The sequence below is a fragment of the Kitasatospora sp. NPDC094028 genome (genome assembly GCF_049543595.1).
Taxonomy (GTDB): domain Bacteria; phylum Actinomycetota; class Actinomycetes; order Streptomycetales; family Streptomycetaceae; genus Kitasatospora.
This window is the reverse complement of record NZ_JBMVFA010000033.1, coordinates 70,153-88,783: the sequence shown is the minus strand read 5'-3', so window position 1 is coordinate 88,783 and position 18,631 is coordinate 70,153. Positions and strand designations below refer to the sequence as shown.

Genomic DNA, 18,631 nt, shown 5'->3' with positions numbered 1-18,631 from the left:
CCGACCGCGATCCGACCCCAACCCTCCTGTCCCGCAGGACTGTTGAACCGGAGTCGGCCCGACTCGCCCTCCCCGCACCGCTGACACGCACGAAGGGATCCCTCACCCGTCATGCGCAAGCTGACACTGCAAGCCGCCGCCACCTCCATGGCCCTCCTCATCGGCGGCGGCGCCCTGACCACCGCGGCGGCCCAGCCCGCCGCCGCCGAGACCGCCGTAACCGCGACGGCGCCGGCCGCGCCGGACCCCGGCCCGACCCAGCCGGCGACGCTGGTGCCTCCGAGCACGGGCACGACCACGGGCACGACCGCGGCCGTCGTGGCGACGCCGGCGCAGGGCAGCGCGCCGGCGACCGCCGCGACCGCCCCCGGCCTCGCGCTCTCCTCCTACGACTCCGCCAGCGGCAGCGCCGTGCTCGCGCCCGCGCCCGCCGCCGCCGGAACGCGGGCGCCGTCCGTCGCGGCCGCGAACCCGGACGCGAACCCGAGCGCCGACTCGGCCACCGCGGCCGCCGTCCAGCCCGGGCAGCTGATCGACAGCCCGCCCACCCCGGCGGCGCCGCACGGCGCGCTGGTCGCCGTCACCGGCGTGCAACCGGCCGCCGACGGGAAGGTGACCGTCAGCACCCGCCCCGCCACCCTCCCCGAACTGCTCGGTGCGACCAGCACCAGCCTGCACAGCGCCGTCAGCCCCGCCGCCTTCCAGGTCCAGCCGCAGATCGGCGGGATCCAGGTCACCACCGACCTCGGGGCGTCCGCCGGCTCGGGCTCCGTGTCCGGCAGCCTGGGGCTGAGCGCCAACGCCACCGTCCCGCTGTCCGACGGCAGTTCGGCGACGCTCTCCGGCTCGGTCTCGCTCACCCCGGCCATCGACTTCTCCTACCGGGGCGGCGTCGGCCTGATCGACCCCCAGCAGGCCCGGGTCGGCTTCACCCTCGGCGCGCACGCCGACTGGCACGTCAGCGCCAGGCTGAGCGGTAGCACCACGCCGCTCCGGATACCGCTGGCCACGTACAGCGCCAGCCCCGTGGTGATGGTGGGCGCCCTGCCCGTCGTGATCAACCTGAACTTCACCCTCTCCGCCGACATCGGCGCGGACGGCACCGTCACCCTCGACGCCGAGCAGGCGTACGACGGCCAGTGGGGCGTGCACTCCGACTACGTCAAGGGCCCCGGCTGGACCACCACCACCGACCCAGGGACCTCCACCGTCAGCCCGCTGCGCCTCGACCTCAGGGGCTCCGCCTCCGCGAAGGCCGGCCTGCTCGCCGAGGGCTCGATCGCCCTGTACGACACGGTCGGCGTGAAGGCGTCCATCGAGCCGTACCTGCGGGCCGCCGTCAACGGCTCGATCGTCCTCGACGGCACCGGCACCACGCCGAGCATCAACGGCACGGCCGCCCTCTACGGCGGACTCGACATCAACGGGGCCCTGATGGCCCGCCTCGCCGTCCTCGGCACCCCGATCCTCTCCGCGGACCTGCCCTTCCTCGCCTTCCACCGCGAATGGCCGATCACCTCGGTGAGCACCGGCACCCCGCCGCCCACCGTGACCTGGACCACGCTCAGCACCCCGCTGGGCGACGACAACCAGTCCGCCTACCTGAAGACCCGTCCGGACTGGGACGTGTCGGCCGTCAAGGCCGCCTGCCCGGACGGCAGCCGGCTGATCGGGCTCAGCCACGGCGGCGACGACGGCCTGTGCACGGACGCGGTGAAGCCGAACGCGTGGGACGCCGGCCACGCGTACCTCGTCGACCACGGCGGCACCTACGTGACCACCGACTGGGCGCCGGGCTACGCCAAGGCCCAGTGCCCCGCCGGCTCCTACGTGTCCGGATACAGCCGCAACGGCCGGACGATCGGCGTGCTGTGCGCCAAGTCCGCCGCACCGCTCGGCACTTCGAGCCGCACGGTGTGGTTCGACAAGGGCGACAACCGGCCCGCCGTGGCCGGGGGCGGCGACTTCGCGTACGGCTTCGCCAAGGGCCAGTGCGCCGACGACGAGTACGTCGCCGGGGTCGCCTACAGCCAGCCCTGGTGGCAGCTGTGGGCGGCGCGCCCGTACGCGCTGCTCTGCCAGAAGCTCGCCTGACAGCCACAGGAAGCATCCTGACGCCCGTTCGGCCGGCACCGCGCGACGCGGCGCCGGCCGAACGGCGGGGAGGACGCGGGTGCGGTCAGGCCCGCCGGTCCACGTCGTGGCCCGTCTCGGCCAGCCGGCGGCGCAGGTAGCGGCGCTCGGCACCGCTGCCCGCCAGCTCCAGCGCCTCGCGGTAGGCCGCGGCCGCCTCGCGCCGGCGGCCCAGCCGCCGGAGCAGGTCGGCGCGGGTCGCGGGCAGCAGGTGGTACCCGGCCAGCGCCGGCTCCTCCTCCAGCCGGGCGAGCAGGTCCAGTCCGACGGCCGGGCCCTCGGCCATCGCCCTGGCCACGACCAGGTTCAGCTCCACCACCGGCGAGGGGGTGAGCTCGGCGAGCGAGCCGTACAGGCGCGCGATCCGGGCCCAGTCGGTGGCGCCGGGCGTGGGTGCCGTCGCATGGCAGGCCGCGATGGCCGCCTGGAGCTGGTAGAAGCCCGGCCGGCCCCGGCGTCCTGCGGCATCGAGCACGGCGCAGCCCTCGGCGATGGCGTCGCCGTCCCACGTCGAGCGGTCCTGCTCCTCCAGCGGCACCAGGTCGCCGGCGGCGTCCAGGCGGCCGTCCCGCCGGGCGTCGTGGAGCAGCATCAGCGCCAGCAGCCCGGCGGCCTCCGGTTCGTCCGGCATCAGGAGGACCAGCAGGCGCGCCAGCCGGATCGCCTCGGCGCACAGCCCGGCGCGGATCAGTTCCGTCCCCCCGGTGGCGCTGTAGCCCTCGTTGAACAGCAGGTAGAGCACCGCGAGCACGCCCGCCGTGCGTTCGGGCAGCAGGTGGCCGGGCGGGACCCGGTACGGGATGTGCGCGTTGCGGATCTTGGCCTTGGCGCGGACCAGCCGCTTGGCCATCGCCTGGTCGGAGACCAGGAACGCGCGGGCGATCTCCACGGTGGTGAGCCCGGCCAGGGTGCGCAGGGTGAGGGCGACCCGGGCGTCCAGCGGCAGGGCGGGGTGGCAGCAGGTGAAGATCAGCCGCAGCCGGTCGTCGGCGATGCCGGAGTCGTCGGCGGTGCCGCCCTCCGGCGGCGGCTCGGGGTCGGCCGTGGTCATCGCGAACTCCCGGTACTTGGCGGCCTCGGTCCGGCTCCGGCGCAGCCGGTCCACCGCCCGGTTGCGGGCCGTGGTGATCAGCCACGCCCCCGGGTGGTCGGGGACGCCGTCGCGGGACCAGCGCTCCAGGGCCCGTTCGAACGCGTCCTGGGCGCATTCCTCGGCCAGGTCCCAGTCGCCGGTCCAGCGGATCAGGACGGCGACGATCCGGCCCCATTCGGACCGGAACGCCTCGGCGACGGCGTCCCGCGCCTGCGTGGTCACCGCTCCCAGATCGGTCTCACCTCGATCGTTCCGTGCTGCGCCCCGGGGATCCTGGACGCGACCTCGATGGCCTCGTCGAGGTTCCGGCAGTCGACCAGGTAGTAGCCGCCGACCTGCTCCTTCGTCTCGGCGAACGGGCCGTCCGCGACCAGCACCTCGCCGTCGCGCACCCGCACGGTCGTGGCGTCGGTGGTCGGCCGCAGTCGTTCACCGCCGAGCAGCACGCCGCGACGGCCCATCTCCTCGCCGAAAGCGCCGTACTCGGCCAGCATGGCCGCGCCCTCCGCGGGGGAAAGGGCGGCGATCCGGCTCTCGTCCGTACAGATCATCAACAGGTAGCGCATGTCGTCCTCCTCGTTCCGGTCGGTCACCTGTGGGACGAACGGGACGGACCCGGATGGACACGGATGGATATGGGTGGGCACGGATGGGCGGACGGCTCGGGTCAGGCCTCCTCCATCGTCCGCCGGGCGGCATCGGCGGGCAATCGGCGGGCAATCGGCCGGCAGTCGGACCGCCGTCGCTGTCCATCGGGCCCGCGGCCGTTCGTCCTACCTGAGGAAGGCCGGCGGAGCGTGGGCCCCGCCGGCGGACATCGGTACGAGGAGGTGCCGTCGCCATGGCCACCGATGCCACGGCCGCCGTCCCAGCCCCCGTCGCCAGGCCTGCCGCACAGGCCTGGACCCTGGTGCTCGCATCCCTGGGCGTCTTCATGACCGCCCTGGACACGCTGGTGGTCACCACCGCGCTCCCCGTCCTGCGAACCTCGCTGCACGGCAGCCTGGCCGACCTGGAATGGACGGTGAACGCCTACAACCTCTGCTTCGCCTGCTCGCTGCTCACCGGGGCCGCGCTCGGCGACCGCTTCGGTCGGCGCCGGATGTACTGCGTCGGCCTGGCCGTGTTCACCCTCGCCTCGGCGGGCGCCGCGCTCTCCCCGACCGTGGGCGCGCTGATCGCCGCCCGGGCCGTCCAGGGCGCGGGCGCCGCGCTCGTCATGCCGCTGACGCTCACCCTGATCAGCGAGGCCTTCCCCGCCGGGAAGCGCGGCATGGCGATCGGCCTCTGGGGCGGCATCGCGGGCCTCGCGGTGGCCGCCGGACCGGTCGTCGGCGGAGCCGTGGTCCAGGGCCTCAGCTGGCACTGGATCTTCTGGCTGAACGTGCCGATCGGCCTGGCCCTGATCCCGCTCGCCGCGCGCAGGCTGCGCGAGAGCTTCGGCCCGCACGCCCACCTGGACGTGCCGGGCCTGCTGCTGGCGGGCGCCGGGTTCCTCGGCCTGACCTGGGGCCTGGTGCGGGCCAATTCGGTGGGCTGGGGCAGCGTCGAGGTGACGGCGTCGCTGGTCGCCGGGGCGGCCGTGGTCGCCCTGTTCCTGTGGTGGGAGCGGCGGGCACCGACGCCGATGCTGCCGCTCGCGATGTTCCGCCGGCGCGGGTTCGCGGGCGCCAACGGCGTGAGTTTCTTCCTCTACGCCGGGCTGTTCGGGGCGTTGTTCCTGATGGCGCAGTTCTTCCAGTCCGCGCAGGGCCTCACCCCGCTCCAGGCGGGGCTGCGGCTGCTGGCCTGGACGGCGGCGCCGATGGTCGTCGCGCCGCTCGCCGGGCGGCTGGCCGACCGGTACGGCAACCGGCCGTTCGTCGTCCTCGGCCTCACCCTCCAGGGCGCCGGGCTCGCCTGGGTCGCGGCGATCGCCGAACCCGGCCTGGGATTCGCCGAGTTGGGCGTCGCCCTGGCGATCGCCGGGATCGGGACCTCGCTGGTCTTCCCGACCGTCGCCAACGAGGTCGTGGCCTCGGTCGACGGCGAGGACATCGGCATGGCCGCCGGGACCAACAGCGCGATGCGCGAACTCGGCGGCGTGTTCGGCGTCGCCGTCCTCGCCTCCGTCTTCGCCCGCCCGGGCGCGTACACCGCGCCGGCCGTCTTCGTCGACGGGTTCACCACGGCCCTCTGGGTCGGCGTCGGCCTCACCGCGGTCGGGGCCCTGATCGGCGCCACGCTGCGCCCGCGGAAGCTGGCCGGGCAGGCGGAGCCGATCGAACCGATCGAGACGGTCGGGACGATGGAATCAATGGAGCGGGTCGACCCGGCGCCCCAGCACTGAACCCCCGGCGCCGGTGCCGGCCCGGGCCGGCACCGGCTTCCCGTCCGCGTGCAACGTTCCGCCCCGCTCACGGCGTCAAAGAGGTACGGGCCTGCGCGAGGGAGAGCGACGCGGGCGAGGGGACGCCGGGGGGAAACGGAGTCCGGACACTCGACGGAATTCCGGCACATTCACTCAGTTCGTACACCATTCACCTTTCCGGGAGTGACTTTGCGACTGTTGCACAGCCGTGACAGTCGTGTGCGAAAAACCGTTCGACCGGCGCACTTCGGAGGTTTAGCATTCCGGAATGGAATCGACTCCCCCGCCAATAGCGAATTCGTCCGACGCCGCGGAGCCCCGCCCGCCCCGCAGGACGGCGCTCCGGTTAGCTCGTCACGGTGCGACCTTCCTGGGCGTGAGCGTCGTGTCCGGCGTCCTGCTGGCGGGCCTCGCCCTGCCCGTCGCCGGTGGCATCGGGCTGACCGCCAAGAACACCGCGGAGGGCTTCGACGACATCCCCGGCGACTTCAAGACCCCGCCGCTCACCCAGGCCACCCAGATCTTCGACGCCAAGGGCGGCCTGATCGCCAAGGTCTACGAGCGCGACCGCACCGTCATCACCGCCGAGCAGATGTCGCCGTTCATGCGGCACGCCCAGGTCGACATCGAGGACGCCCGCTTCTACGAGCACGGCGCCGTCGACCTCAAGGGCGTCCTGCGCGCGCTCAGCAAGAACGCGGAGAGCGGCACCAACGCGCAGGGCGCCTCGACGCTGACCCAGCAGTACGTGAAGAACGTCAACGTGGAGAAGGCCGGCAACGACCAGGACGCCGTACTGGAGGCCCAGCGCAAGACCCTGGGCCGCAAGATCCAGGAGCTCAAGGTCGCGATCAAGCTGGAGGAGGAGCTGACCAAGGACCAGATCCTCACCAACTACCTCAACATCACGTACTACGGGAACAGCGCGTACGGCGTGGAGGCCGCCTCCCAGCGCTACTTCGGCAAGAGCAACAAGGACCTGACCGTCGCCGAGGCCGCCACCCTCGCCGGGATCGTGCAGAACCCGTCCCAGTACGACCCGGTCCGCTACCCCGACAGCACGGTCAAGCGTCGCAACGTCGTCATCGACAAGATGCTGGAGAACAAGCACATCACCGCCGACCAGGCGAAGGAGGCGAAGGCCGCCCCGCTCGGACTCAGGTACCAGGAGCCGCGCAACGGCTGCATCACCGCCAAGGCCGGCATGGGCTTCTTCTGCGACTACGTGCGCCAGGTGGTCAAGCACGACCCGGCCTTCGGCAAGAGCGCCGAGGAGCGCAAGAAGCTCTGGGCCACCGGCGGCCTGAACATCCGCACCACGCTCGACCCGGACAAGCAGGCCGCCGCCCAGAGCGCGGTGAGCGACAACGTGCGGGTCACCGACACCGTGTCCGCCGCCGCCACCATGATCGAGCCCGGCACCGGCAAGATCCTCGCGATGGCCCAGACCCGCCCCTACGGCCTGGACCAGAACAAGAACCAGACCGTCGTCAACCTCAACGTCGACGCCTCGATGGGCGGCGGCAACGGCTTCCAGCCCGGCTCCACCTTCAAGCCGATCGTCGCGGCCGCGGCCCTGGAGGCGGGGCTGCCGGCGACCCAGGAGTACTCGGCCCCGAACTCGCTCGAGTACCCGACGATGAAGACCTGCGAGGGCACCTGGAGGAACGAGGCCCGGCCCAAAACCGTGGTGCCCAACGAATCCGCCGGCGAGAAGGGCCCCTACCAGCTGAAGATGGCGATGGCCCTCTCGGTCAACACCTACTTCGTGCAGATGGAGCAGGAGATCGGCCTCTGCGCCGTCAAGCAGATGGCCAACAAGCTCGGCATCACCACCAAGGCCAGCGGCAAGCCCCTGGACGAGGTCCCCGCGATGGCCCTGGGCGTCGAGGAGATGAGCCCGCTGACCATGGCCAACGTCTACGCGACCTTCGCCGCCGGGGGCACCCACTGCACCACGATCGCCATCACCGGGATCACCACCGTGGAGGGCAAGGACGTCCCCGTCCCGGCCGGCCACTGCGAGCAGGCGTTCTCCGAGCAGACGGCCCGGGCCCTGAACACCATCCTGAACGGCGTGACCGAGAACAAGGGCACGGGTGCGGCCCTCCACCTGTCGGACAACCGCCAGATCGCCGGCAAGACCGGCACCTCGGACCACAAGCGGGCGGCCTGGTTCAGCGGCTACACCCCGCAACTCGCCACCTCGGTCTGGCTCGGCGGCCCCGCCGGCGGCGTCGAGATGCGCGACATCACCATCAACGGGCACCACCACGACGAGGTGTTCGGCGCGGACGGCCCCGGACCGATCTGGCGGGACGCCATGGACCAGGCCCTGCGCGACACGCCCGAGAAGTCCCTGCCGATGGCCGACATCCCCGACCCGGTGACCAAGCCCGACCCCAGCAGCACCCCGACCGGGACCGGCACGACCAAGCCGAACCCCACCTCGTCCGGCCCGCAGCAGCACTGACCGTCCGCCGGTCCGCCGCTCGGCGGACCGGCGGACCCTTCAGCGACCGGCGCCCCGGCCGTCACGATCGGCGCAGAGCCGGCTCTCCAGGCCCGTGACGATCGTGTCCAGCAGCAGGTGGAACATGCGGTCCCCGGCGGCGCTCGGGCCGTCAGCGCCCGGGCCGTCAGCGCCGCCTTCGTCCCCGGCTGCATCGGGACCGGCCGACCCGAGGTTCGACCACTGGTCGAGCGCACCGTTGAGTTCCGCGGTGAGGACCCCGAGGACGGCGGCGCACGTGAGGGCGGCGATCCGCGGCACCTCCGAGCGCGGCACTCCCGCTGCGACCAGTGTCGCGGTGAGCGCGGTCCAGAACGGGTCCTCGGGCCGGATGAAGTCCGGCCGGCCGAACGAGTAGGCCATCAGCCTGGGGTGCCGGTGCGCCATCGCCCGGAAGTCCGCGGCGAGCAGGCGGATGCGCTCCTGCCAGGGAGCGCCCTCCGGCGTCACGGTGCGGAACTGCGCTCCGACCATCCTCGCCACGCCGTGCATCAGGGCGTCCTTGTTCGGCACGTGGTGGTACAGCGACATCGGGTTCGCATCCAGCGCGGTCGCGAGTTTGCGCATGGTGAGCGCCTCGACCCCGTCCGCGTCGATGAGCCGCAGGGCGGCGGCATGGATCCCGGCCTCGGTCAGAGGCACGTCTCTCTTCCTGGTTCCCCGCGGAGCACGCGTCGCCTTTTCCATACGCCGTATGGTATCACTTCCATACAGCGTATGGTTCCGTGGTGCGCCACGGCACCGACCCATGCCCCTGCCCGCCCTCCTCCTCTCCAAGGAGCACGCCATGGCCACCCGACCCGCCAACGGCCTCCGCCCCATCCCGTCCCCGCGCGGGATACCGCTCCTCGGCCACACACCGCAGATCCCCGGCACCAACCCCGTCGCGTACTTCGTCGAACTGTCCAAGCGGTTCCCCGAGGGCATCTACGGCATGGACATCGCCGGCATCGAGCAGGTCTTCGTCTACGACCCGGACCTCGTCGCCGAAGTCTGCGACGAGACGCGGTTCTTCAAGCAGATCGAGAAGACGCCGCTGCAGCACGTCCGGGACTTCGCGGGGGCGGGCCTGTTCACGGCCCACCAGGACGAGGAGGAATGGGGCATGGCGCACCGCGTCCTCCTGCCGGCGTTCAGCCAGCGGGCCATGAAGTCGTACTTCGGGCAGATGCTGGAGATCGCCCGGAACCTGGTCGCCAAGTGGGAGCACAGGGAGGGGCAGCCGGTCGACATCACCGACGACTACACCCGGCTCACGCTGGACACCATCGCCCTGTCGGGGTTCGGCTACCGGTTCCGGTCCTTCGACGAGGAGGAACTGCACCCCTTCCTCGACGCGCTGCTGGGCACGCTGGTGGAATCGCTGCGGCGCTCGCAGGAGCTTCCCGTGCTGACCAGGCTCCGCAAGGCGGACGGCCGGAGGTACCGCGCGGACATCCGGCTGATGCGCGAACTCGTCGAGAAGGTGATCGCGGAGCGCCGCGCGGGGAAGGGCGGCGGCGAGGAGGACCTGCTGGGCCTGATGCTGGAGGCCGCCGACCCGCAGACCGGCAGGCTGCTCGGCGACGACAACGTCCGCGACCAGGTGCTGACGTTCCTGATCGCCGGTCACGAGACCACCAGCGGCCTGCTCTCCTTCGCCACCTACTCGCTGATGCGCAACCCGCACGTGCTGGCCCAGGCCTACGCCGAGGTGGACCGGCTGCTGCCCGGCGACACCGTCCCGGACTACGACACCATCATGCGGCTGGACGTCATCCCACGGGTCCTGGACGAGACCCTGCGACTGTGGGCCCCCATCCCGATCTTCGGCAAGGCCCCGCGCGAGGACACCGTCATCGGCGGCCGGTACGAGCTGAGGAAGGGCATGCGGGTCAACATCCTCGAAGCCCCGCTGCACACCCACCCCACGGGGTGGGAACGGCCGCACGAGTTCGACATCGACCGCTGGCTGCCGGAGCAGCGGGCCGCACAACACCCGCACGCCTACAAGCCGTTCGGCAACGGCGTGCGCGCCTGCATCGGCCGCCAGTTCGCGCTCACGGAGGCGCGCCTGGCCCTGGCGCTCGTCCTGCAGAGGTTCAAGCTCTCCGACCCCGACGACTACCGGATGGACGTCCGGGAGACGCTGACCCACAAGCCCGGCGACTTCCGACTGGTCGTGCGGGCCCGCCGGGAGCACGAGCGGACCGTCTTCGGCGCGGCGGACCCGCGCAGCGCCGCCCCGAACGGCGCCGGCACGAGCAGCGCCGCCCCGAACGACGCCGGCACGCAGGCGCGGGCCGCGGTCAGCGGCGTCGGGACGAAGCTCGCCGTCGCGTACGGCTCCAGCCTCGGCTCGTGCGAGGACCTGGCCCGCGCGATCGCCGACCGCGGCGAGCGCTCCGGGTTCACCACCACCCTGGTCAGCCTGGACGAGCTGGGCGACGACCTGCCCACCGAGGGCCTGCTCGCCGTCATCGCCGCCAGCTACAACGGCAAGGCCCCCGACAACGCGCGGCGCTTCGACGACCTGCTCGCCGCCGGACTGCCCGAGGGCTCGCTGTCGGGCGTCCGGTTCGCGCTGCTGGGCGCCGGCAACACCCAGTGGGTGGCCACCTACCAGGCCTTCCCCAAGCGCATCGAGGAAGGCCTGCTCGCCGCCGGCGCCACCCCGGTCGTCGAGCGCGGCACCGCCGACGCGGCCGGCGACTTCGACGGCATGGCCACCCGCTGGACGGACACCCTGTGGACCACCCTGGCCGAGGAGTACGCCGCCGACACCGCGGCCGCGGACGGCCCGCGCTACCGCGTCCGGCTCCTCACCGAGGCCGAGGTGCGCCCCACGATCGTCGCCGGGCACGCCCACCCGCTGACCGTGGTCGCCACCGAGGAACTCGTCGGCGACGCGACCGGGCTCTGGGACTTCCGGATCGAACCGCCGCGGCCGTCCGCGAAGTCCGTCACCATCGAGCTGCCCGAGGGCGTCACCTACGACACCGGCAACCACCTGGCCGTCTTCGCCAGGAACGAACCGGCCCTGGTCGACCGCGCACTCGCCCGGCTCGGCGTCGACCGCGACCAGGTCCTGTGCCTGGACCAGCCGGCCGGCGGCCGCACCCACCTGCCCGTGGGCACACCCGTCACCGCGGGCCTGCTGCTCACCGAGTTCCTGGAACTGCAGGACGTGGCCACCCGCGCCCAGGTGCGCGTGCTGGCCGAGCACACCGCATGCCCGTGGACCCGGCCGCAGTTGGAGGCCTGCACGGCTGACTGCGAGGAAGCCGAGGAGCGCTACCGGCAGGAGGTCCTCGGCAACCGGCTGTCGGTGCTGGACCTGCTGGAACGCTTCCCCGCCGTCGAACTGCCGCTGGCCGCCTTCTTGGAGCTGACCGGCCCGATCCGCCCCCGCTTCTACTCCATCTCCTCCTCCCCGCTGGCCGACCCGCGCCGGGTGCGCCTGACCGTCGGCCTCCTCGAAGGCCCCGCCCCGTCCGGCGACGGCCGGTACCGCGGCACCTGCTCCGCCTACCTCACCGGCCTCACGCCCGGTGACGTCGTCTACGGCTACGTACGCGCACCGTCCCCGGCCTTCGCCCCGCCGGCCGACCCGGCCACCCCGCTGATCCTGGTCGGCCCCGGCACCGGCATCGCCCCCCTGCGCGGGTTCCTGGAGGAGCGCGCCCGGCAGCACGAGAACGGCACACCGGTCGGCCTGTCCCAGGTGTTCGTCGGCTGCCGGCACCCGGAGCACGACTACTTCTACCGCCAGGAACTGCAGGCCTGGGAGCAGGCCGGAATCGCCCGGCTCCACACCGCCTTCTCGGCCCTGGCCGGCCACCCGGCCCGGTTCGTCCAGGACGCCGTCACCGCCGCCTCCGACACCGTCTGGCAGGCCCTGGAATCCGGCGCGCACGTCTACGTCTGCGGCGACGGCCGCCACATGGCCCCGGCCGTCCGCGAAGCACTCGCCGCGCTCCACCGCGACCGCGCCGGCAGCGACGACGACACCGCCCGCCAGTGGCTCGCGGAACTGGAGGCCGAAGGCCGCTACCAGCAGGACGTCTTCGCCTGACCCGAACACCCCGTCCCGGCACCCCGCACCCGGCCACGCAGACTCAACAGCCGACCTCCGCACGGCCTCCCGGCCACCACCGAGAGGCCATGCACCCCACCCCGCCCGGAGGCCGACCACCTCGTACCCGGAGTTTCACCCGTCCGTGGAGGCGCGTGGACCGCGGTCCGCCGCCCGCCGCTGCTACGGTCGGTGCTCCTTGCTGATCGCGACACGGGGAGAGGGACGTGGTCGACGCCGCCGGGGCGGGGGCCTCGCACGAGGTGGAGGTGGCGATCGTCGGGGCCGGGCTGTCCGGTCTGGCCGCTGCCATCACCCTGCGCAATGCGGGCTTCGAGGACATCGTCGTGCTCGAAAAATCGGACCGGCTCGGGGGCACCTGGCGCGACAACACCTACCCCGGATGCGGCTGCGACGTACCGTCCTTGCTGTACGAGTACTCCTTCGCGCCCGGGCCCTGGACGCGCGCCTTCGCCTCCCAGACCGAGATCCTCGGCTACCTTCGGGCCGCCTCCGCCGAGCACCAGACGGACGAGGTGATCCGCTTCGGCAGCGAGGTTCAAGGCGGCCGTTGGGACCCGAGCGGCCGCTGGCACCTGCGCACGAGCGCGGGCGACGTCTTCGCCCGCGCGGTCGTCCTGGCCACCGGCCCGTGGAACCGCCCCCGCTACCCCGACCTGCCCGGCCTGACGGCCTTCCCCGGCGCGGTGTTCCATTCCGCCCGCTGGGACCACGAGGTCGACCTGTCCGGCCTCCGGGTCTCCGTCATCGGCAACGCGGCCTCCACCGTGCAGTTCCTGCCGGAGCTCCAGCGCCGTGCCGCGCGGGTGGACGTCTTCCAGAGCACCGCCCCGTGGGTGCTGCCCAAACCGGACTACACCCTCCCCCGCAGCCTGTACCACCTGCTGCAACGCCGGCCCGCGGTACGCCGATTCGTCCGCGCACTCCATGCCCGTGTCCAGGACGCCATCGGACTGGCCCTGCGCCACCCACAGCTGCTTCCGCCCCTGGAAGTCGCGGCCCGACTCCACCTGCGCCGCGCCGTCCCCGACCCCGAGCTCCGACAGGCCCTGACCCCCGGTCACCGGCTCGGCGCCCGACGACTTCTCACCTCCGCCACCTACTACCCGGCCCTGCTCTCCCCCCGTGTCCGCCTGCACCCGACCCGTGCCGTCGCCGTCGACGGCCGCACCGTCGTGGGTGCCGACGGACGACGCACGGACGCGGACGCGGTCATCCTCGCCACCGGCTTCCACATCGGCGATCTGCCCCTCGCGCCCCGCCTGTACGGCACGGACGGCCAGAGCCTGGCCCAGACCTGGAGCCCCGGCCGCCACGCCTACCTGGGCACGAGCGTCAGCGGCCACCCCAACCTCTTCCTCCTCCTGGGCCCGAACGTCCTCAGCGGCACCACGGCCGTGCCCACCGTCCTGGAGGCCCAACTCCGTTACATCACCGACGCCCTCCGCCACCTGCGCCACGGTCGGCACACGGCCCTCGATGTGCGGCCCGACGTCGAACGCGCGCACAACATCGCCGTACAGAAAGCCCTGAAGTCCACGGTCTACGCGACCGACGACTCCAGCTACTACTACGGCGCTCCGGGCCTGAACACGTTCTGCTGGCCGTGGTCCACCCGCCGCCTGCTGCGGCAGCTCAGCACCTTCGACCCGGACGCCTACCACTGGTCCGGCGGCCTCCTGCCTTCCCAAGGCGCCAGCACGGCCACGGGCCAACCCGCCACACCCCCGGCCACGCGCACCGGGCTGCCCAGCCAAGGCAGCGGACCCACCCGCGGCTCCCGCCGGACGGCCGAACGCTAGCCGTCAGCGCAAAGACTGCACCGGATGCGCGGCGTTCCAGGACGTCGACCGGTCCGGACGTGCGACGAGCGTGCCGATGGCCTGCCGGATCCCCGAGGAGGATGTCGGCAACCGCCTCCTCGACCACTGTGGTGCGTAGGTCGGCCATGGTGCCGATGACGTGGCGTTGCGGCTTCCTGCTGGAGGCCGGACGATGAAGCCGATGAACGAGGCAGCCGTGACGAAGGAAACCCCCACCCCCGCTTCGGGCGATCTGGTCGTGCTGAGCAAGGTCAACAAGCACTTCGGCGATCTCCATGTCCTCCAGGACATCGACCTGACCATCGCCCGTGGTGAGGTTGTCGTGGTGATCGGGCCGTCCGGTGGTGGGAAGTCCACGCTGTGCCGGGCCATCAATCGCCTGGAGACCATCGACTCCGGTGACATCGTCATCGACGGCAAGCCCCTGCCACCCGAAGGCCGAGAACTGGCTGCGCTGCGGGCCGACGTCGGCATGGTCTTCCAGTCGTTCAACCTCTTCGCGCACAAGACCGTGTTGCACAACGTGATGCTGGGCCAGGTCAAGGTCCGCGGGAAAGAGAGGAAGGCGGCCGAAGAGCGGGCGCGCCGGCTACTCGACCGGGTGGGTGTCGCCTCCCAGGCGGAGAAGTACCCCGCACAACTCTCCGGTGGCCAACAGCAGCGCGTCGCGATCGCCAGGGCACTGGCCATGGACCCGAAGATCATGCTCTTCGACGAGCCGACCTCCGCGCTCGATCCCGAGATGATCAACGAGGTGCTGGAGGTGATGCGGCAGCTCGCCTCCGAGGGCATGACCATGGTCGTCGTCTCCCACGAGATGGGATTCGCCCGTTCGGCCGCCAACCGCGTGGTGTTCATGGCGGATGGCCGGATCGTGGAGGAGACAACGCCCGATCAGTTCTTCAGCAACCCGCGCAGCGAGCGGGCCAAGGACTTTCTCTCGAAGATCCTTCACCACTGACCGGGACCCTTGAGCATTAGGGACGATCACATGAAGCTTCGTAAGGTCGCCGTCGCGGTCGCCGCTGCGCTCGTGCTGTCCGTGACCGCCGCAGGCTGCTCGTCCGGCGGCGGCGGGACGAGCGGCAAGACGATCACCGTCGGTATCAAGTTCGACCAGCCGGGCATCGGCCTGAAGACCCCCGACGGCAAGTACACGGGCTTCGACGTAGACGTGGCCACCTACATCGCCAAGCAGCTCGGCTACAAGCCCGGCGACATCGTGTGGAAGGAAGCCAAGAGCGCCGACCGCGAGACGCTGCTCCAGCGCGGCGATGTCAACTTCATCGCCGCCTCGTACTCGATCACCCCTGCGCGCGAGCAGAAGGTCGACTTCGCCGGCCCCTACCTGCTGGCGCACCAGGACGTACTGATCCGGGCGGACGACGACTCCATCAAGACGCCCGCGGACCTGAACAACAAGAAGCTCTGCTCGGTCACCGGCTCCACCTCGGCGCAGAACGTCAAGACGAAGATCGCGCCCAACGCTCAGCTCCAGGAGTACGGCGGCTACTCGGAGTGCCTGACCGGTCTGGAGAACAAGGCCGTCGACGCCCTGACCACCGATGACTCGATCCTCGCCGGCTACGCCGCGCAGGCCCAGTTCAAGGGCAAGTTCAAGCTCGGCGGTTTCAAGCTGAGCAACGAGAACTACGGCATCGGGGTCCAGAAGGGCAGCGATCTCAAGGCGAAGATCAACACAGCCCTGGAGAAGATGGTCAGCGACGGATCCTGGGACACGTTCGTCAAGAACAACTTCGGCCCGGCCGACTATCACAACGAGCCCGCGCCGAAGATCGGCGTCATCGTCAGCTGACGCGGGTTACCCACGGCGCGCCGCCCGTGGGCGGCGCGCCTCGCCCTTCAGCCACGCGGAAGGCTGTGAGAAGACGACATGTTCGATTTCCTTGATCGGTACGACCTACTGGGGGCCTTCTGGGTGACGGTACAGCTCACCTTCTACTCCGCCATCGGGGCCCTGGTCTGGGGAACGGCACTCGCCGCCATGCGCGTCAGCCCTGTGCCGCTGATGCGTGGTTTCGGCACCGTTTACGTCAATGTGGTCCGGAACATCCCCCTCACCGTGATCATCGTCTTCACCTCCCTGGGCCTGTTCCAGACGCTCGGCGTCACGCTCGGCTCCCACGACTTCAAGACGATCGACTTCCGGCTCGCCGTGCTCGGTCTGATCGCCTACACCGCGGCGTTCGTCTGCGAGGCCCTACGGTCCGGCATCAACACGGTGCCCGTTGGTCAGACCGAGGCGGCGCGCGCCATCGGCCTGAGATTCCCCCAGGTACTGACGCTCATCGTCCTTCCTCAGGCTTTCCGTTCTGTCGTGGGTCCACTTGCGAATGTGCTGATCGCCCTGACCAAGAACACCACGGTGGCCGCCACGATCGGTGTCGCCGAGGCCGCGGCGCTGATGAAGACGATGATCGAGAACGAGGCCCAGGTCATCCTCATCTCCGCCGTCTTCGCGTTCGGATTCATCTGCCTCACCCTCCCGACAGGGCTGCTCCTCGGCTGGGTGAGCAAGAAGGTGGCGGTGAAGCGATGACCCGGTCGCGCGTGCTGTACGACGCCCCGGGGCCGCGTGCCAGACGGAACAACGCGCTGTGGACGGTGCTGTTCCTGGTCGCCCTCGCCGCCCTGATCTGGTGGGTGGTCCAGAGTCTCGCCGACAAGAACCAGCTCGAATGGGTCAAGTGGCAGCCCATCTTCACGGACTCCCGCGCCTGGACGACGTTCCTCCTGCCCGGGCTCAAGAACACACTCATCGGCGCCTCGCTCGCCATGGTCATCGCACTCCCGCTCGGAGCGCTGTTCGGCATCGCCCGGCTCTCCGACCACCGCTGGGCGCGGGGTGCGGCCGGCACCGTCGTGGAGTTCTTCCGCGCCATCCCCGTACTGATCCTGATGCTCTTCGCGAACGCGGCCTACGCCAAATACACCGGTGTCAGCTCCGACAGCCGACCGCTGTACGCCGTGGTCACCGGTCTCGTCCTCTACAACGGCTCGGTGCTCGCGGAGATCGTCCGGGCCGGAATCCTGGCCCTCCCCCGGGGCCAGACCGACGCGGCCAAGGCGATCGGCCTGCGCAAGAACCAGGTCATGCGCTATGTGCTGCTGCCGCAGTCGGTCACCGCGATGATGCCGGCGATCGTCAGCCAGCTGGTCGTCATCGTGAAGGACACCGCGCTGGGCGGCGCGCTGCTCGGCTTCTCCGAACTGCTGGCATCGGTCCGCCCGATGAGCGCGAACTACGGCGCGAACACCATCGCGAGCTTCACCGTGGTCGCGGTGCTCTTCATCATCCTGAACCTCGCGCTCACGTCCTTCGCGAGCTGGTTGGAGGGCAGGCTGCGGCGCGGCAGGAGGTCGACCGGCGCGGTGGTCACCGCCGGCGCGGTCGAAGAGCTGGCCACACCGGGCGAGCACGTGAGCCGCGACGATCTCGGCGGAGCGAACGGCACCTCGGGCAGCGCATAAGCCCTTCTTCGGACCTCTGAATTTCCCCTTCTGAAACCGTCATCGTGAGTAACATTGCACTCACTCTGTGAAATTTCACAGAGTGAAATATGACCATGCGCGGATAACGATAAGATAACAGTGGACTAGACCACTGAATCCACTGATCGACAACCAGCCTTCAGGTACTGCTCATTGACTCCGGGCGCCCACCACCTAAGCGTGCAGCCACGAAGCGGCCCGGACTTCTCCGTTCCGGTTTTGACGCGGCTCTGCCAGACTCCCCCGCATTCGGTTTCACCTAACGGGGAGTGAGATCTGACGCATGAGCAGACACCGCAAAAAATCGCGTCGGGCGGCGATGACGGCAATCGCCGCCGTGCTGGCCGCCGCGGCCGCGCTGGGCATCGGTGCCGTGGCCCAGGCGGGGCTGGTCAAGGGAACCGTCATCGGTGGGCAGGGGAACTACAGCACCGTCAACGAACGTGTGCTCCCCTCACTTTCAGCCCGGGCCTCCGGCCAGGCCGCACCGGGCGACCGCATCCCGATGATCTGCCGCACCACGGGGGACACCGTCGAGAACGACAACCGCTGGATCTGGTCGGGCGCCTACTACATCGCTGACGCCTTCATCAGCGAGGACACCGGGAACCTGCCGCTCTGCAACTCCACCCGGCCCACCAGCTGGACAGCACTCGACATCACCATGCAGAAGCAGGTCCAGGACGAGTGGTGCTGGGACGCCTCCGGCCTGACGGTCGCCACCTACTGGGGTTACAACCAGTACAACCAGTACGACTTCTGCCGCCTCGCCCAACAGGGCCGCTGGCTGGACTGCAACGACCGGCCCGCAACGCTCGACGACATGGCCAACGGCCTGTCCGCCATGGGCTTCCGCAACAGCGGCTACGACCTGGACCGCAACGCCTCGTTCAACGAGGTCACCAACGAGATAGCCAACGGGCGGCCGTTCGCGGTGCGCATCGGCTGGACCTCGGGCGGCGGGCACATGAACGTCATCTACGGCTACGACAGCACCAGCAACATGATCGCCGTGGGCGATCCGTGGCCCAGTACGCAGACGTACACCTGGTGGAACTTCGATACCTACGTCAGCAACGGCTCGTTCCGATGGACCCACTCGCGGGTCGGCATGCACGCGTGAGGAGACAAC

At 70.9% G+C, this 18,631-nt stretch carries 13 protein-coding genes; 10 read left to right on the top strand and 3 right to left on the bottom strand.

Translation table 11 applies throughout. The features are described 5' to 3' along the window. Positions 1-111: 111 nt before the first annotated feature. On the top strand, positions 112-2,094 hold the full coding sequence (locus ACPC54_RS33810) for a hypothetical protein (protein ID WP_498970272.1): 1,983 nt from the start codon (positions 112-114) through the stop codon (positions 2,092-2,094). An 85-nt stretch (positions 2,095-2,179) separates the two neighbouring features. On the opposite strand, the gene ACPC54_RS33805 is transcribed toward ACPC54_RS33810, so the two are convergent. After that, positions 2,180-3,448 (bottom strand): RNA polymerase sigma factor, encoded by a 1,269-nt coding sequence (locus ACPC54_RS33805; RefSeq protein WP_498970271.1) that lies wholly within the window; start codon positions 3,446-3,448, stop codon positions 2,180-2,182. Continuing rightward, a complete protein-coding gene (locus tag ACPC54_RS33800) occupies positions 3,445-3,819 on the bottom strand; it encodes a YciI family protein (RefSeq protein WP_498970270.1) in 375 nt (124 codons plus the stop codon). Before ACPC54_RS33800 ends, ACPC54_RS33805 begins: the two co-directional genes overlap by 4 nt. A gap of 248 nt (positions 3,820-4,067) precedes the next feature. Here ACPC54_RS33800 and ACPC54_RS33795 point away from each other — a divergent pair, with 248 nt between their 5' ends. Both ACPC54_RS33795 and ACPC54_RS33790 read left to right on the top strand, forming a co-directional pair. Beyond that, positions 4,068-5,555 carry an MFS transporter gene (locus tag ACPC54_RS33795; RefSeq protein WP_498970269.1) on the top strand — a complete coding sequence of 496 codons (1,488 nt, stop codon included), beginning with the start codon at positions 4,068-4,070 and terminating at the stop codon, positions 5,553-5,555. A gap of 397 nt (positions 5,556-5,952) precedes the next feature. Continuing rightward, on the top strand, positions 5,953-8,049 hold the full coding sequence (locus ACPC54_RS33790) for a transglycosylase domain-containing protein (RefSeq protein WP_498970268.1): 2,097 nt from the start codon (positions 5,953-5,955) through the stop codon (positions 8,047-8,049). Positions 8,050-8,088: 39 nt separating this feature from the next. On the opposite strand, the gene ACPC54_RS33785 is transcribed toward ACPC54_RS33790, so the two are convergent. Next, entirely contained in the window at positions 8,089-8,730 is a 642-nt protein-coding gene (locus tag ACPC54_RS33785; RefSeq protein WP_498970267.1) for a TetR/AcrR family transcriptional regulator, read from the bottom strand. A 145-nt stretch (positions 8,731-8,875) separates the two neighbouring features. On the opposite strand from ACPC54_RS33785, the gene ACPC54_RS33780 reads away from it, so the two are divergent. From ACPC54_RS33780 to ACPC54_RS33750, 7 genes are all read left to right on the top strand, one after another. Beyond that, complete coding sequence (locus tag ACPC54_RS33780) at positions 8,876-12,142, top strand: bifunctional cytochrome P450/NADPH--P450 reductase (protein ID WP_498970266.1); 3,267 nt, start codon at positions 8,876-8,878, stop codon at positions 12,140-12,142. A 227-nt stretch (positions 12,143-12,369) separates the two neighbouring features. Then, a complete protein-coding gene (locus tag ACPC54_RS33775; RefSeq protein WP_498970265.1) occupies positions 12,370-13,965 on the top strand; it encodes a flavin-containing monooxygenase in 1,596 nt (531 codons plus the stop codon). A gap of 202 nt (positions 13,966-14,167) precedes the next feature. Next, on the top strand, positions 14,168-14,947 hold the full coding sequence (locus ACPC54_RS33770; protein WP_498970264.1) for an amino acid ABC transporter ATP-binding protein: 780 nt from the start codon (positions 14,168-14,170) through the stop codon (positions 14,945-14,947). Between the two features lie 30 nt (positions 14,948-14,977). Further along, entirely contained in the window at positions 14,978-15,802 is an 825-nt protein-coding gene (locus tag ACPC54_RS33765) for a glutamate ABC transporter substrate-binding protein (protein ID WP_498970263.1), read from the top strand. A gap of 78 nt (positions 15,803-15,880) precedes the next feature. Continuing rightward, the gene (locus ACPC54_RS33760; RefSeq protein WP_498970262.1) at positions 15,881-16,546 is read left to right on the top strand and encodes an amino acid ABC transporter permease; all 666 of its coding nucleotides are present in this window, start codon (positions 15,881-15,883) and stop codon (positions 16,544-16,546) included. Then, entirely contained in the window at positions 16,543-17,478 is a 936-nt protein-coding gene (locus ACPC54_RS33755) for an amino acid ABC transporter permease (protein WP_498970261.1), read from the top strand. Before ACPC54_RS33760 ends, ACPC54_RS33755 begins: the two co-directional genes overlap by 4 nt. Before the next feature lie 340 nt (positions 17,479-17,818). Further along, positions 17,819-18,622 (top strand): papain-like cysteine protease family protein, encoded by an 804-nt coding sequence (locus tag ACPC54_RS33750; RefSeq protein ID WP_498970260.1) that lies wholly within the window; start codon positions 17,819-17,821, stop codon positions 18,620-18,622. The last annotated feature ends 9 nt before the right edge of the window (positions 18,623-18,631 follow it).